The 13,632-nt window shown below is 64.2% G+C and carries 12 protein-coding genes and 2 pseudogenes; 9 read left to right on the top strand and 5 right to left on the bottom strand.

Going from position 1 to position 13,632, the window contains the following annotated elements:
• Window positions 1-8 precede the first annotated feature (8 nt).
• From ACHMW6_RS07220 to ACHMW6_RS07195, 6 genes are all read left to right on the top strand, one after another.
• Complete coding sequence (locus ACHMW6_RS07220; RefSeq protein WP_395406436.1) at window positions 9-536, top strand: DUF2059 domain-containing protein; 528 nt, start codon at window positions 9-11, stop codon at window positions 534-536.
• A 16-nt stretch (window positions 537-552) separates the two neighbouring features.
• Window positions 553-1,500: an AraC family transcriptional regulator ligand-binding domain-containing protein gene (locus ACHMW6_RS07215; RefSeq protein WP_395406435.1), complete on the top strand. Its 948-nt coding sequence runs from the start codon at window positions 553-555 to the stop codon at window positions 1,498-1,500.
• Window positions 1,487-2,182, top strand: coding sequence for a hypothetical protein (locus ACHMW6_RS07210; RefSeq protein ID WP_395406434.1), 696 nt, complete (start codon window positions 1,487-1,489; stop codon window positions 2,180-2,182). Before ACHMW6_RS07215 ends, ACHMW6_RS07210 begins: the two co-directional genes overlap by 14 nt.
• A 62-nt stretch (window positions 2,183-2,244) precedes the next feature.
• The gene (locus ACHMW6_RS07205) at window positions 2,245-2,847 is read left to right on the top strand and encodes a hypothetical protein (protein ID WP_395406433.1); all 603 of its coding nucleotides are present in this window, start codon (window positions 2,245-2,247) and stop codon (window positions 2,845-2,847) included.
• 40 nt (window positions 2,848-2,887) lie between these two features.
• Window positions 2,888-3,829, top strand: a complete 942-nt coding sequence (locus ACHMW6_RS07200) for a redoxin domain-containing protein (RefSeq protein WP_395406432.1) — start codon at window positions 2,888-2,890, stop codon at window positions 3,827-3,829.
• 57 nt (window positions 3,830-3,886) lie between these two features.
• Window positions 3,887-4,363 (top strand): DUF1003 domain-containing protein, encoded by a 477-nt coding sequence (locus ACHMW6_RS07195; protein WP_395406431.1) that lies wholly within the window; start codon window positions 3,887-3,889, stop codon window positions 4,361-4,363.
• Here ACHMW6_RS07195 and ACHMW6_RS07190 read toward each other — a convergent pair.
• From ACHMW6_RS07190 to ACHMW6_RS07180, 3 genes are read right to left on the bottom strand one after another with little or no spacing between them, the layout of a single operon-like run.
• Window positions 4,360-5,094, bottom strand: a complete 735-nt coding sequence (locus ACHMW6_RS07190) for a GntR family transcriptional regulator (RefSeq protein WP_395406430.1) — start codon at window positions 5,092-5,094, stop codon at window positions 4,360-4,362. The two genes, ACHMW6_RS07195 and ACHMW6_RS07190, sit on opposite strands and share 4 nt — an antisense overlap.
• On the bottom strand, window positions 5,091-6,227 hold the full coding sequence (locus ACHMW6_RS07185) for an acyltransferase family protein (protein ID WP_395406429.1): 1,137 nt from the start codon (window positions 6,225-6,227) through the stop codon (window positions 5,091-5,093). The genes ACHMW6_RS07190 and ACHMW6_RS07185 overlap by 4 nt, the downstream gene beginning before the upstream one ends.
• The gene (locus ACHMW6_RS07180) at window positions 6,227-8,926 is read right to left on the bottom strand and encodes a TonB-dependent receptor (RefSeq protein ID WP_395406428.1); all 2,700 of its coding nucleotides are present in this window, start codon (window positions 8,924-8,926) and stop codon (window positions 6,227-6,229) included. The genes ACHMW6_RS07185 and ACHMW6_RS07180 overlap by 1 nt, the downstream gene beginning before the upstream one ends.
• A gap of 182 nt (window positions 8,927-9,108) precedes the next feature.
• Between ACHMW6_RS07180 and ACHMW6_RS07175 the strand changes: the two genes are divergently transcribed.
• Window positions 9,109-9,864, top strand: a complete 756-nt coding sequence (locus tag ACHMW6_RS07175) for an FCD domain-containing protein (RefSeq protein ID WP_395406427.1) — start codon at window positions 9,109-9,111, stop codon at window positions 9,862-9,864.
• Between the two features lie 109 nt (window positions 9,865-9,973).
• On the opposite strand, the pseudogene ACHMW6_RS07170 reads toward ACHMW6_RS07175, so the two are convergent.
• Window positions 9,974-11,606: pseudogene (locus ACHMW6_RS07170) on the bottom strand (M28 family peptidase).
• Between the two features lie 308 nt (window positions 11,607-11,914).
• On the opposite strand from ACHMW6_RS07170, the pseudogene gluQRS reads away from it, so the two are divergent.
• Together gluQRS and ACHMW6_RS07160 are read left to right on the top strand one after the other, a co-directional pair.
• Window positions 11,915-12,819 (top strand): annotated as a pseudogene (gluQRS, locus tag ACHMW6_RS07165) (tRNA glutamyl-Q(34) synthetase GluQRS).
• Between the two features lie 62 nt (window positions 12,820-12,881).
• Window positions 12,882-13,229 (top strand): DUF4124 domain-containing protein, encoded by a 348-nt coding sequence (locus tag ACHMW6_RS07160; RefSeq protein ID WP_395406426.1) that lies wholly within the window; start codon window positions 12,882-12,884, stop codon window positions 13,227-13,229.
• A 6-nt stretch (window positions 13,230-13,235) separates the two neighbouring features.
• Here ACHMW6_RS07160 and ACHMW6_RS07155 read toward each other — a convergent pair whose 3' ends face one another.
• On the bottom strand, window positions 13,236-13,583 hold the full coding sequence (locus ACHMW6_RS07155) for a hypothetical protein (RefSeq protein WP_395406425.1): 348 nt from the start codon (window positions 13,581-13,583) through the stop codon (window positions 13,236-13,238).
• Window positions 13,584-13,632: the final 49 nt, after the last annotated feature.

Genomic DNA, 13,632 nt, shown 5'->3' with positions numbered 1-13,632 from the left:
AGGACGTTATGAAAAAACTAGCGATCATGTGCGCCGCACTGGCGCTGTGCACCGGCGCCGAAGCGGCGGCAACGAGCAAGCAGGAACTGGTGAACCGGGTGCTGAAGCTGTGGCATGTGGAGACGATCGGCGAATCCATGCTGCAGCAGCCCGTGGGCAATGCGGTGCAGCAGGCGCGCGTGATGCTGCAGGGGCGCGCCGCGCCGGAAAAGCGCGATGCGGCCCTGACTGAAATCGCGGAAGATGCGCGCAAATTCATGGAGGACAACAAGAGCGTGACCCGCGCCAGCGCCGAGAAGCTGATCCCCACCACGATCGCGCCCATGCTGGCCGAGCGCTTCACGGAGGAGGAACTGAAGCAGATCATCGCCATTCTCGAATCGCCGGTGAAGGCGAAGTTCGAGTCCATGGTGCCGGAATTGCAGAAGAAGCTGGGCGAAAGCGTGGCGGCCGATACGCGCGCCGTGATCGACCCCAAGCTGCAGGAACTGCAACAGCGCATCGGCACGCGCCTGCGCACGGCGGTGACGCCCTGATCGCGGGAAACGCGCCATGAGCTACTCCTCGGCTCTCCATCTGGTTCGCGGCGTGAAATCGCGCCTGGCCCTGTCGGGCATCGTGGCGGATTCGCTGTTCGAACTGGCCGGCCTGAATGAAGGCGACGGCCTGGCCTGCGACGCGCTGAGTCTGTCCGATAAGCTGAGTCACCTGTGGGAACTGCTGGTGGACCATGCGGGCGATCCGCTGATAGGGCTGAAGGTCTCGACGCCGCACCGGCTTGGCTGGCTGGGCGTGATGGGGCACATCATGCTCGTTTCTCCCACCGTGCAAAGCACGATCGAGCGCTGCCACGGCCATACGCGGGTCGGCATCGTGCTGCCCGGCCTGGATCGCGCGGTGCCCATCCAGCGCTATGACTTCGTGTGGTGCGTGCTGCTGCGCACGCTGCGCCGCGCGTCCGGCCGTGACGACGCGGTGCCGGTGGTGGTGGAGTATGCCTTCCCCGAACCGGCCAATGCGGCCTTTTATGAACAGACTTTCGGCTGCCCCGTGCATTTCGGCCGCCGCCACAATGTGATGGAGTTCTCGGACTCGGACCTGGTCGATGCCCTCACGCCGGCGGCGCATGCCTCGCCCGTGCTGGAGCGGCTGGCGCATGCGGCGCCGCCCAGCTTCACGGCGCGCGTGCAGGAAATCCTGGCGGCCATGCTGCCGAAAGGTCCGCCGCACCGCGATGCCGTCGCGGCGCGGCTGATGATGAGCGAACGCACGCTGCAGCGCCGCCTGGCCGAGGAAGGCACCAGTTTCACCAGCCTGGTCGACGACACGCGCCGCGAGCTGGCGCGCCAGTCGCTTGAAGCGGGCGACCTGTCGCTCAAGATGCTCAGTTTCCAGCTCGGCTTTTCCGAACCGAGCGCCTTCTACCGCGCCTGCAAGCGCTGGTTCGGCATGACGCCTTCGGATATCGTCCACCACGGAGAAAAACATGGCATGGTTTAGAGCGGAGCAAACGACGCAGCTGTTTGGCCAGATGCTGGTCAAACACAAGCTGATTACCGAAGAACAGCTGGCGCACGCGATCGAGCACCAGCGCAGCACGGGCCAGCGCCTGGGCGAGATTTTCGCCGAGTGGGAACTGGTGTCGCATCAGCATGTACAGGACATCCTGCGCAAGCAGCGCCGCGTGCGCATGGCGGCGGCCTTCATCAGCGCTGTCTTCGCGCCGCTGGAATCCTACGCGGTAGAAGCGGCGCTGCCAGCGACCTCGATCAGCACGCCCGCCATCGTGCCGCGCCGCGCCATGGAACCGCTGGACGAGACGCAGCTGGACGCGGTATCCGCCCAGGGGCTCGGCGATGACCTCGTGCACCAGGTGCGCCAGCAGCTCAAGGATAACAACGTGGAGGTGATCGGCGACCTGGCGAAGCTGGTCAATCCGGTGCTTGGCTTCCTCGATTCCGATGTGACCATGCACAATGTGGTGTATGCGCCCAACCGCGCGGCTTCGATGCTGAATGCGGACGGCTCCATCTCCCTCAGCCTGCCGACCACCATCGGCGAGATCAGCTTCAAGAACATCCGCGTCCACGGCGGCGCCGCCAGCGGGCCAAGCTTCGGCAGCATCACCATGACCGGCATCGACCTGACCGGCACCGTCATCACCCTCGCCCGAAAACCGTGATCATGACCACCAAAGCAAAAGCTAGTGTCAGGCACATCGTGCCTGACACTTGGGGTTGCGGTTTGGCTGTCGGACATGGCGCGGGCCTGCTGGCAATCGCACTCGCACTGAGCGCGGCGGGCAGCGCCCACGCCGACACGGCGCCAGGCGAAGACCAGGTCCGTGTCACCGAGCAGCCGGCCACCGGCCAGCCCGGCAAAACGTTCACGGCCGTCACGCTGATCGCCGCCCCGGTAGCAAAGCTGTGCGGCATCGTGCAGGACTACCCGTCCTACGCCAGCTATATGCCAAACACCAAAAGCGCCCTGCCCGTCGGCGCCGGCGAAGGCTACGTGCTGGTGGACATGACCCTCGACCTCCCGCTGGGCCAGGAAAAGAAATACCGCCTGCGCCTGGACGCCGACGCGAGCGGCAACCAATGCAAGCTGTCCTGGAAGCTGATCCCCCGCCCAGACCTGAAGCAATCCGACACCATTGCCGACACTACCGGCTACTGGCTCTTCAGGCCCGCGGCCGGCGCATCGGAAAAGTCGGTGGTTGAGTATCACGTCTACGCCGACCCCGGCCCCGTGCCATTCGGTTTCGGCTGGATCGTGGACCTGATGAGCAAGCGCAGCCTCCCGCGCACGCTGGAAGCCCTGCGGGGGCGTGCCGCGACAATGTAGACGCCAGCAATGCGCCCAAAGCTCGTGTACCATGAAGTACATGAGACAGCTGATCACCACGCTGGCCGCCGCCGCGGCCCTCCTGCCGGCGCTGGCAAACGCCGAAATCCCCGCTCTGCAGGCCGAGCGCTGGGTGAATTCGCCCGCGCTCACCCCGGCCGCCCTGAAGGGCAAGGTCGTACTGGTCGACTTCTGGGAATACACCTGCATCAACTGGATTCGCAGCTCGCCCTACACCAAGGCACTGGACCGCGACTACGCCAAGTACGGCCTGACCGTGATCGGCGTACACGCGCCGGAATTCGAATTCGGCAAGCAGGCCGCCAACATCGACCGCGGCATCCGCGACCACCAGCTCACTTACCCGGTCGCGCTGGACAACAAGTTCACCGTCTGGCAGGCCTTCCACAATGACGCCTGGCCCGCCAAATACCTGTTCGACGCCCAGGGCAACATGGTGCGCCGCTGGGTCGGCGAAGGCAGCTACGACGAAATCGAGGCCGAAGTGCGGCGCCTGTTGATGGCTGCTCATCCGGGCATCACCCTGCCGGACACCAGCCGCGAAGCGAAAGCCTTCGCCCGCAGCGGACAGCCCTCCTACGCCGGCATCACCGGCGAAACCTATGTCGGCGGCGACCAGCGCGAGCCGGGCGCCTTCCAGCTCGAAGGCGACTGGCAAACGAAGGGCCAGTACATCGAATTGCGCAAGGCCGGCGGCAAGATCGTGATGCCCTTCACGGGCGGCGAAGTTAACCTGGTCGTGCAGCCGCCGCCCACCGGCAAGGGCGCGCTGACCGTGCTGCTGGACGGGAAACCGGTGAGCGCCGCGCGCGGTGCGGACGTCGGCGAAGACGGCGTCGCCCGCTTCGACCGCTCGGGCATGCTGCGCCTGGTCAACGGCGCCGGCAAAGGCAATCACGTGCTCACCCTGGTCTCAAACGAACCAGGCTTCCGCGCCTACGTCTTCACCTTCGGCCCCTGACCGAAGGCAGTGGGGCGCTGCGGTATAGTGGTACGGTCCCAACTTGCGGAGCGCATCATGAGTACCACGCCCAACCAGCATTCCGACCACCTGCGCTTTCACCGCCAGCACGAGCACCTGAGCAAGGCCTTCGGCAGCGACGTCTTCGGGCTGCGCGCCGAAGCCTTTGCCCGCTTCTTCGGCACGCCACTCTTCCTCGGCGCGCAGACGATCGGCGTCATACTCTGGATCGCAGCCAATGTGCTAGGCCTCGCGCACTTCGACCAGTACCCCTTCATCCTGCTCAACCTCGCCTTCAGCGTGCAGGCGGCCTACGCGGCGCCGCTGATCCTGCTGGCGCAAACGCGACAGGCCGAGCGCGACAAGGCCCATGCCGACGCCGACGCCCGCCACCGCGAAGCGCTGGCCATCACTGCCGCGCACCATTCAGCGCAGATGATGGAACTGTTGAAGCAGAATACTGAACTGACCGCGCGCATCGACAAGCTGACCGCTGAGATACACGGGCACTTGCTGCCCGCGCCGCAACGCTAGCGGGCGCGCCGCATCTCGACCACGAAATCGTAACGGTCGCTGCGGCAGTAGGAATGGGCCAGCTCCAGCGCCTGGCCGGAGGCGTCGTAGGAAACGCGCTTGATGAAGAGCACCGCGTCGCCGGCGGTCAGGCCGAGCAGGCCGGCGACGACAGCGTCCGAATTCATGGAGCGGATGTGCTGGACGGTGCGGACAAGCGCGTAGCCGGTGCGCGCCAGGTGCTCGTCCAGCGAGTCCAGCAGCGAATCCGGCGCCGGCAGCATGGCCGCGCGCACGGCGCCAATCTCATAGGCCATCACCACACCATCGGCGACCAGCAAGCGTTCGACTCGCGCCACGGAAGCGCCATCAGCCAGACCAAGCGCAAACTGCTCCTCGGCGGTGGCGCCCGCAAGCGCGCGTTTCAGCCACACGGTGCTGGCATCCGCGCCGCTCTGTCCCACCGCTTCGGAGAAATGCGGCGATCCGACCTGGGGCGCGATATAAGTGCCCGAGCCGCGGCGACGCACAACAAGGCCCTGCTCCACCAGCTGGTCCAGCGCCTTGCGCGCCGTCACACGCGACACGTTCAGCCACTCGGACAGCACGCGCTCCGGCGGCAGCGCCACATCCGGCGCATAATGGCCTGTGCGCACCAGCTCCCCCAGCTTGCGCGCCACCTGCACGTACAGCGGCGAGGTATCCGCTTCGTCCGGGTGGCATTGCAGCAGTGCGGGAGCGATATGCATCATACTTTGACGAACCAGCGGCGGCGCCACATGAACCAGGCCACCGCGAACATCACGGCATTGAAGCCCAGCGCATACAGCAGGGACGTAGCCTGCGGCTCCAGCGGCAGCGCCTTGATCGGCGCATACAGCACGGGCCCCAGCTTGAAGAAACCGATCATCTTCGCCACCAGGCCGGAGAGTGCGAAAATGAACAGCGCATTCATGCCGTAGATGGTGAAGAACTTCGTACGGCGGGCGACGGCGGCGCGCAGCGCGGTGGCCGGCGCAGCGTCCAGCAGCCAATAGAAAACCGAGAACATGACGAGCGCCCAACCGGTCATGAAGACACAGTAGGACGTGGTCCACAAGCTCTTATTGATCGGCATCAGCACCACGTCCAGCACCGCGCCGGCCAGCAGCGCGGCCAGGCCTGCTATCAGCATCCACACCGTAGTCTCGGCCGGCGCGCGCCGCGCCAGCAGCCAGCGGCCCGTGAGTACGCCGAACAGCTGGCTGCACAGCGCGGGAATGGTGGTGAACAGGCCTTCCGGGTCCCACGTTTTGGATTGGACCCACATATGGCCGGTCAGGAACAGGCGGTCGATATAGGCACCGACATCGCGGCCCGGCTCGAGCAGGCCCGCGGCGACAACGCCGTCCGCGCCGGGCACCGGCACGGCCAGCATCGCGATGCTGTAGAACGACAGCAGCCCGGCGATCCACGCCAGCTGCTGGCGCCAGTTGAAATACACGACCAGCGGCGCCGCCAGCGCGGTGCACAGCGCGATCCGCTGCAGCACGCCGGGAATGCGCAAGGTCGCAGGATCGAACTTCGGAATGAAGTTCAACGCAAGTCCGATCAGGAAAATCAGGGCTGCGCGCTTGAACAGCTTGCGCAGCAAGGCGCCCTTGTCGGCGCCGGCTTCGGCCTGGCGGCCGAGCGAGAACGTCATCGACACGCCGCCGATGAACAGGAAGAAGGGAAAGATCCAGTCGGTGAAAGTCCAACCGTTCCAGTGTGCATGGGCCAGCTGGGAGTAAAGATTGCTCCAGTCGCCGGGATTATTCACCAGCAGCATGCTGGCAATGGTGAACCCGCGGAAGGCGTCCAGGGACGCCAGCCTTTGCGTAGATCCCGGCGACTGGCTTTTCATCAGTATTTCACGCGCACGTTGAAGTAGTACTGGCGGCCGTTGCGGCGGAACGAGTGCGGTTCATCCTTGCTGCGCACATAGTTCTTGGAGATCGGGTCGTTCAGGTTCACACCGTCCAGCGACAGCGACACATGCTCGTTGATCTTGTACTGCAGCGAGGCAGCCAGGGTCGCGAAGTCGTCGGCGTGGATGGTCGGGCCTACGCGGTCGATGGCGATGATGTAGTCCGAACGGCCGTTGTAAGCCAGGCGTGCACTCCAGCGGTCGTTCTCATAGTAGCCGCCCACGTTGTAGGTGTGCTTGGACTGGCCCAGCATGCGCGCACCTTCGCCATCCTTGGAATCGGCATAGGTGTAGTTCGCGTTGAAGCCGAAGCCCGCGCCGATCGGCTGTTCCCAAGCCAGTTCCACGCCGCGCAGCTTGGCCGAGATGGCGCCCGGCGAAGTGAGGCGGTAGGTTTCCAGCGCGCCGGTGTTGGTGTTGAACAGCTGGATGTCGCTTTCACCGAACTTCACGTAGTCATGCAGGTTCGATGCGAACACGCCTGCGGACAGCAGCGCGCGCGGCGCGAAGTACCAGGACAGGGACGCGTCCACGTTGTCGCCCTTGATCGGCTTCAGGTTGGGGTTGCCGCCGGTCGCCTTGTGGGTCAGGTTGTCCACGGAGGAGATACCGCCTGCGATATCCGAGTAGTTCGGACGGGACAGGGTGCGGTTCGCGCCGAAGCGGGCGATCAGGTCACGGTCGAACTCATAGCGCACGTTCAGGCTAGGCAGCAGGTTGAAGTGCTTGTTGCTCACGTCCTGCTTGTAGTAGGTGCCGTAGATCGAAGTGTTGATCGCGCCCGGCACGGAGCAAGGCGCCAGCGGTGCGCACAGGGTTGCGGCGACGGGCACGTACAGCTGCACATCGTCCTTGGTCTGCACGGCGCGCACGCCGATATTGCCGGACCACTTGCCCTCCTCCGCTTCAGCCATCACGTAGGCCGCGTTGATCTTTTCCTTCAGCGTGAACTCGGAGCGCAGCAGTTCGCGGCGTACCGGATCGGCGTCGATATTGGCATCCTTCCACTGCTCCAGCGTGGCCGGGTCGATCTGCCACACATTGGTCGGGAACTTGCCGCCCAGGCCCTGGCCGAAGTCGCCCGGATAGGTCTGGCCACCCCAGGTCGGCAGGCCCACGCCCGCGTTCAGGCCAGGCGCCACCTGGCGCAGTTCGCGGTTGTGGTCGGACGCGCGCGCGCCGAATTTCAGCTTGTTGACGATGCCCCAGTCGGTGGACAGGGTCGCATCGACCTGCGCATTGCGCTCGTCGTCGGTGGTGCGGATGCTGGTGCCGCCCGCGCCGGAGAGCTTGGTGTTGGCATCCAGCTTGGACGGATCGAGGCTGGAGTAGCTCACGTCCGCCGCGCTGTCGATGCCGTGCAGGTTGTACGACAGGCCGCTGTTATAGGTCATCACTTCCAGCGAGGACTGCTTCGGCGTGCGGCCTTCACCCTTGGTGTAGCCGACCTGGCCCTTCACTTCCAGGCGCTCGTTCACGCGGTACTTCGCGTTCAGGTCCAGGAAAGAGGACGTGGAACTGGCGCCGTTGCGCACGAAGCTCTCGGTGGTTTCTGCCGCGTAGTTCGGGCCCGGGTTCGGGATGTTCAGCGAAGTGATGACATTCTTGGCCGGGTTCAGCGTGTACTGGAAGTTCTGCACGCCGTCGCCGGTGCCCAGCATGGCGCGCGAGTACTGCATGTGGTTGCGGTTGTAGTTTTCCGCTTCCAGCTTGGAATACATGCCGGTCACGCCCAGGGTCAGATCGCGGTTCGGCTTCGCCTCGACGGACACCAGGCCGCCCTGGCGCTTGCGCTCACCTTCGAACAGGGCGGAACCGATCAGGCCAGAGTAGCGCGCGTTGGCCAGTTCAGGATGGGCCTTGGCTGCAGCGCTGGTCGGCGAGATCGCGGTCCACCACAGGTGTTCCTGCGAGTCGCGGCGCAGCTTGCGCTCTTCGGAGAAGCCCTGCACCAGCACGCCCAGCGTGTTGTCGGCGTTCTTCCAATTGGCCAGCGCGGAGAATTGCGGGGTGGTCTTGCCCGGCAGGTCGGCGTACACGCCGCCGATCGACGCTTCCAGGGTCAACGGCTGTTTGAAGTCCAGCGGCTTGCGGGAGATGATGTCCACGGTGCCGGCCAGACCGCCGTCAACGATATCGGCCTGGGAGGTCTTGTACACCAGGACCTGGCTAACCAGTTCGGACGGCAGCAGGGCGAAGCCCACGCTGCGGCCGCTGCTGGTCTGGTCGGCCACGTGCCAGTCGCCGCTGCTCACGGCATGGCCGTTCAGCAGGGTCAGGGTCAGGTTGGGCGACGAGCCGCGCAGGGACACGCGCTCCGCTTCGTCGAACTGGCCGGCGGAAGTCGCGCCCACGTTCACGCCTGGCAGGCGCTGCACGGCGTCGGCGATATTCTTGTCCGGCATTTTGCCGATGTCTTCCGCCGAAACGGCTTCCAGGTTGATGCTGGCGTTCTTCTTGCGGTCCAGCGATTTCTGCTTGGACGCGCGAATACCCGTCACGTCCACAACCTGCATTGGTGATTCGGCTGCCTGCGCGCCGCTTTCTTGCGCTGGCTCTGGGTCGGCGGCGTAGGCCGTATGGCTGATGCTGAGCAGTGCGATCGACACTGCGGCGGCGACAGGGTGCAACTTCATCCGGGGACTCTCCTCTTCGGTGATTTTTTCGTTATGGACAACTGGTAATACCACTTCAATATTGGCAAAACAATATAAACCATCTATTTTTAAGGGTCAATTGTTTTTCTTGACCGTGCGGTGAATGTTCGTTACGATTTATTGGTAATACCACTAATAAAACGCAAACCAGACGCACATTTATGACCTCTCGCATGCCTGCGGCGGCCCGCCTTTCGGACGTTGTCGCGAACGAACTGGAAACACGAATTCTTGAGGGCTCGCTGAAGCCCGGCGACCGCCTCCCCGCCGAACGCGAGCTGGCAGTGGCAATGGGCGTGTCGCGCCCTTCACTGCGCGGCGCGCTGCAGGCGCTGGTGGCCAAGGGCTTGCTCGTCACGCGCCACGGCGGCGGGACGTTTGTAACCGACTTCATGGAAGCGCCGTTTGTCGACCCCTGGCAGCAGATGCTGAAGGGCCACCCGAACATCCACGGCGACATGCTGGAATTCCGCCATATGCTGGAAGGCCAGGCGGCCCAGCTGGCGGCCGAACGCGCGACCGACGAGGACATCGAACGCATCCGCGTCTGCTACGAGGCGCTGGAGTCAGCTTTCGAGAACGACGATATGGAAACCTGCATCAGCACCGACGTGGCCTTCCACCAGGCCATCGCCGAGGCGTCGCACAATGTGCTGATCGGCCACCTGAGCGCGAGTCTGCACAAAGTGGTGCAGGGGCATGTGCAGAGTAACCTGGAGTATCTGAATGCGCGTCCCGAACTGTGGCAGCAGCTGAAGGTGCAGCACCGCGCGATCTGGGACGCCGTGCGCGAACGCCGCACCGACACCGCCGCCCGCGCGGCCTGCCATCACATCGAGTTCGTGCAGCAGACGATGGTGGAGACGCTGAAGAATGAAGAGCGGCGCAACCGCGCGTCGCGGCGCTTGATGGCCTGAGAACCCACCCCAAAGGCTGGTGGCAGGCACGATGTGCCAGCCACCTGATTGCGGCCACGGACTTCGAACAGGTGGCTGGCACCTTGGTGCCTGCCACCAGGGTTTCGCCTCAGGGTTTCAAGCGCGCCTTCCCAAACGCATCCCCCGCCCGCCACTCCGGCATCCTGGGCGCATCCGCCACCGCGCGTCCCAGGTTAAGCGTGAACTGCGCCTGCTGCGTCATCCCCGCCAGGTTCCACGACGGATCATATTCATCCGACACCTGATGATAAGACTTGCGGTAAGCCTCCTTCTTGACTTTCGCCGCCTCCTTGTCCCCCAGATAATCGCGTCCCGCGCCAACGGAGAACGCCGGCACGCCAACCTTGGCAAAGCTGAAGTGATCGCTGCGGAAGTAACCGCCGCTCAAATCCGGCTGCTCCTCGGCGAGCACCATATGCATGGACTTCGCCGTCGCCTCGGCCAGCTTGCGCAAGTCCGTGCGCTCACTGCCCGCCGTGCCGATATCGCGCGTCACGCCGATCCAGTTCAGCGAATCCAGATTCAGGGCGGCAGCCGTTTTATCCAGTGGCCACAACGGCGCCTCCGCATAGGCCGAGCTGCCCAGCAGGCCCTGTTCTTCCGCTGCCACCCACAAGAACATCTGCGAGCGTTTGGCAGGCGCCTGCACGGCTGCCTGCGCCATCGCCAGCAGCGCCGCGGTGCCGGACGCATTGTCCACGGCGCCGTTGAAGATATTGTCCTTGCCCTCGCCCTGCTTGCCCAGGTGGTCCCAGTGCGCAGAATAGATCACGACTTCCGCCTTCAGCTTCGGATCGGTGCCCGGCACCACGCCTGCCACGTTGTACTGGTCCACATTGCGCACCTCGGCCTTCATGTCGCCGGCCAGCTTCACGTTCAGCGGCACGGGCTTGAAGTCCTTGTTCTCGGCGGCCTTGCGCAGCGCATCCAGGTCCTGGCCGGCAGCCTTGAACAGGGCCTGCGCGGTTTCATTCGTGATCCAGCCCTGCAGCTCCGTGCCCGGCGTGCCTTGCGCCAGCTGGAAGCGTTCCACGCCGGCCCAGCTGTTCTGCACTACGCTGTAGTTGTAGGATGCGGATTCCGTCGTATGAATCAGCAGCACGCCTTTCGCGCCCTGGCGCGCGGCTTCCTCGAACTTGTAGGTCCAGCGGCCGTAATAGGTCAGCGCCTTGCCGCCGAAGCGGTTCGGCTGCTCCGCGGTCGGCTGCGGATCGTTGACCATCATCACGAGAATCTTGCCCTTCAGATCCTGGCCCTTGAAATCGTTCCCACCCCTCTTCCGATGCATTGATGCCGTAGCCGACGAAAACCAGATCGCTGTTGAAGCTGTGCGACGCCTGCGCGTCGCCGGGGGCATAGACCCAGTCCTTGCCGAAGCTGAAAGGCACTGCGGCGCCATTGGCTTCCAGGCGCAGCGTGCTAGCGGCGGCATCAGTCTTTACGCCGGCGATCTTCACCAGCTGGCGGTAGCTGCCGTTATTGGCCGGCTTCAGGCCTGCGGCCATCGCCTGGTTTTCGAGATAGGACACGGTCAGCTCGCCGCCGCGCTGTCCGGTGCCACGTCCCTCCAGCAAGTCGCTGGACAGGAAAGCAAGGTGGCCGCGCAACGGCGCTTCCTGCACTTGCGGCAGCGCCGCCTTCGGCGCGGCCGCCACCGCAACGCTTGTGGCGACGCTCGTGGCGAACAAAGAGGCAATCAGAGTCGGGATAATTTTCTGCATGCTGTTTTGATAATCCGATGAGGTGAATTGATGGCGGCGGCAGCGCCGCGAGCGCATTGTATGCGATTTGCCTCCCCGAAAAATGTGCGCCGCACCATGGGGTCAGATCCGACATTCGGACACGAGCACAGCCCTAGTGCCGCTTTTCTCCTCTACAAAGACGCTGCAACTTTTGAATCGGGCTCATCATCAAAAATTACCGAACGACGCCCGCACTGACAATAGCTATCAAAGTGAATGTCCGAATGTCGGATCTGACCCCAGGGTGTGCCCACGGTGTGGGGCGGGACGCAAGGTATACTGGGGCTATGACGTCTCACATGCCTTATATCGGCCGCTTTGCGCCCTCTCCTACCGGCCCGCTGCATCAGGGCTCCCTTGTCGCCGCGATGGCCAGCTATCTGGATGCGAAGGTGCATCGCGGCGCGTGGCTGGTGCGCGTGGAAGACCTGGACCGCGACCGCAACGTGGAGGGCGCGGACCAGCACATCCTGCAGTCGCTGCTGCGTTGCGGCATGCAGTGGGATGGCGAAGTAACCTGGCAGACCAGGCGCCAGCACCTCTACGAGGAAGCCCTGAAGCAGTTGGCCGACAATATCTATCCCTGCGGCTGCTCGCGCAAGGAAATCGCGGACTCGCAACTGCGCCTCGGCCATACCGGCAACGCCGCCCTGGTCTACCCGGCACCTGCCGCCTCGGCCTTGCACCGGGCCGCGTGCCGCGCGCATTGCGCTTGCGCACACCGCAGGAGCCGCACTGCGTGATCGGTTTCGATGACCGCTGGTTCGGCCATATCACGCAGGACATCACGCAGGAAGTCGGCGATTTCGTGATCCGCCGCGCCGACGGCTTCTGGGCATATCAACTGGCCGTCGTGGTCGACGATGGCGCACAAGGCATCACCGATATCGTGCGCGGCGCCGACCTGCTCGATTCCACGCCGCGCCAGATCTACCTGCAGGAATTGCTCGGCCTTCCACAGCCGCGCTATCTGCACGTGCCTGTCGTGGTGAATGAAGGTGGCGAGAAACTCTCGAAGCAAACGGGCGCGCAGGCTTTCGACACGGGCGCCTCCGCCGAAACCCTACTTGCCACAGCACTGATTCCCGCAGCGCATTTTCTCGGCCTGCAAATAAAGGCGGACAGTATCGAGGACTTCTGGCGCCAGGCAATTCCAGCATGGGATGTGCGCCTACAAGCGCAAGTGAAGTGACGAACAGAGCCCCTTAGCCACCCCGCGCAGAATGGTCTCACCGACGTAAAAGGAGGTGAACCATGCAACGCACAGCCATCCGCGGTGCGCTTTGCGCGGCTGCATTATTGCTGGCCGCGAGCAGCGCGCCGGCGCAGAACGATATCTACCGCTGCCAAGACCAGAACGGCACGACCATGCTGACCGACAAGCCTTGCGAGGCGCTGACAACCGTTCAGGCCACGCCACTGCCGGCGCCCACCGAGAAACTGGTGGTGAAGGAACACTTCACGCTGCCGCCTGCCGAGGCGGGACGCGAGCGATGGAGCAGCAAGCCGCCTGTCAGCATTCCGCCCAAAGTGGATGTCGTTACATTGCGAGCCGCGCGCCTTGCGCTTGACCTGCGCGACAGGATCGCCAGCGCCCGCTAGCGAAGATTAATGCCGTAACGCTTGCGGCGCGGCCACGCACAAGTAGCCTGCCACCAGCGCGTGCGCGAGCGGCAGCACCAGCAGCATGACGGTCGCGTGGCCTTTATCCTCGACAACGAGCGAGGTGCCCACAAGCGTGAGCACCATCGGCGCCAGCAACACGCAGGCGCTGAAGAAGCTTGGCGGATTCACGCGCCGCACAGCACCCAGATTAAAAGCCAGCGCGATCAGGTACAGCGCACGGTAGAGCCACTCGCCCTGCTCCGTTGCAAAGCGGGCGCCGGCCAGCATGGCTTGCATGAGCAAGCCCAGCAGCAGCGTCAGCAACAACGCAGGCAAAGCGGACCGTTCCATTATCACGTGTGACCTCCCGTCCAGATACCGACGGTTAAAGCAGGTTCCG

The organism is Pseudoduganella sp. UC29_106 (genome assembly GCF_044055365.1).
In the GTDB taxonomy this organism is placed as follows: Bacteria; Pseudomonadota; Gammaproteobacteria; order Burkholderiales; family Burkholderiaceae_D; genus Rugamonas.
The sequence above is the reverse complement of the archived record's forward strand: the minus strand, read 5'-3'. Positions and strand labels throughout refer to the sequence as shown.

What these genes read in the sequence shown, in the direction of transcription:
- ACHMW6_RS07220 (WP_395406436.1), top strand. Translation starts at nt 9, where the DNA reads ATGAAAAAACTAGCGATCATGTGCGCCGCACTGGCGCTGTGCACCGGC.
- ACHMW6_RS07215 (WP_395406435.1), top strand. Translation starts at nt 553, where the DNA reads ATGAGCTACTCCTCGGCTCTCCATCTGGTTCGCGGCGTGAAATCGCGC.
- ACHMW6_RS07210 (WP_395406434.1), top strand. Translation starts at nt 1,487, where the DNA reads ATGGCATGGTTTAGAGCGGAGCAAACGACGCAGCTGTTTGGCCAGATG.
- ACHMW6_RS07200 (WP_395406432.1), top strand. Translation starts at nt 2,888, where the DNA reads ATGAGACAGCTGATCACCACGCTGGCCGCCGCCGCGGCCCTCCTGCCG.
- ACHMW6_RS07195 (WP_395406431.1), top strand. Translation starts at nt 3,887, where the DNA reads ATGAGTACCACGCCCAACCAGCATTCCGACCACCTGCGCTTTCACCGC.
- ACHMW6_RS07190 (WP_395406430.1), bottom strand. Translation starts at nt 5,094, where the DNA reads ATGATGCATATCGCTCCCGCACTGCTGCAATGCCACCCGGACGAAGCG.
- ACHMW6_RS07185 (WP_395406429.1), bottom strand. Translation starts at nt 6,227, where the DNA reads ATGAAAAGCCAGTCGCCGGGATCTACGCAAAGGCTGGCGTCCCTGGAC.
- ACHMW6_RS07180 (WP_395406428.1), bottom strand. Translation starts at nt 8,926, where the DNA reads ATGAAGTTGCACCCTGTCGCCGCCGCAGTGTCGATCGCACTGCTCAGC.
- ACHMW6_RS07175 (WP_395406427.1), top strand. Translation starts at nt 9,109, where the DNA reads ATGACCTCTCGCATGCCTGCGGCGGCCCGCCTTTCGGACGTTGTCGCG.
- ACHMW6_RS07160 (WP_395406426.1), top strand. Translation starts at nt 12,882, where the DNA reads ATGCAACGCACAGCCATCCGCGGTGCGCTTTGCGCGGCTGCATTATTG.
- ACHMW6_RS07155 (WP_395406425.1), bottom strand. Translation starts at nt 13,583, where the DNA reads ATGGAACGGTCCGCTTTGCCTGCGTTGTTGCTGACGCTGCTGCTGGGC.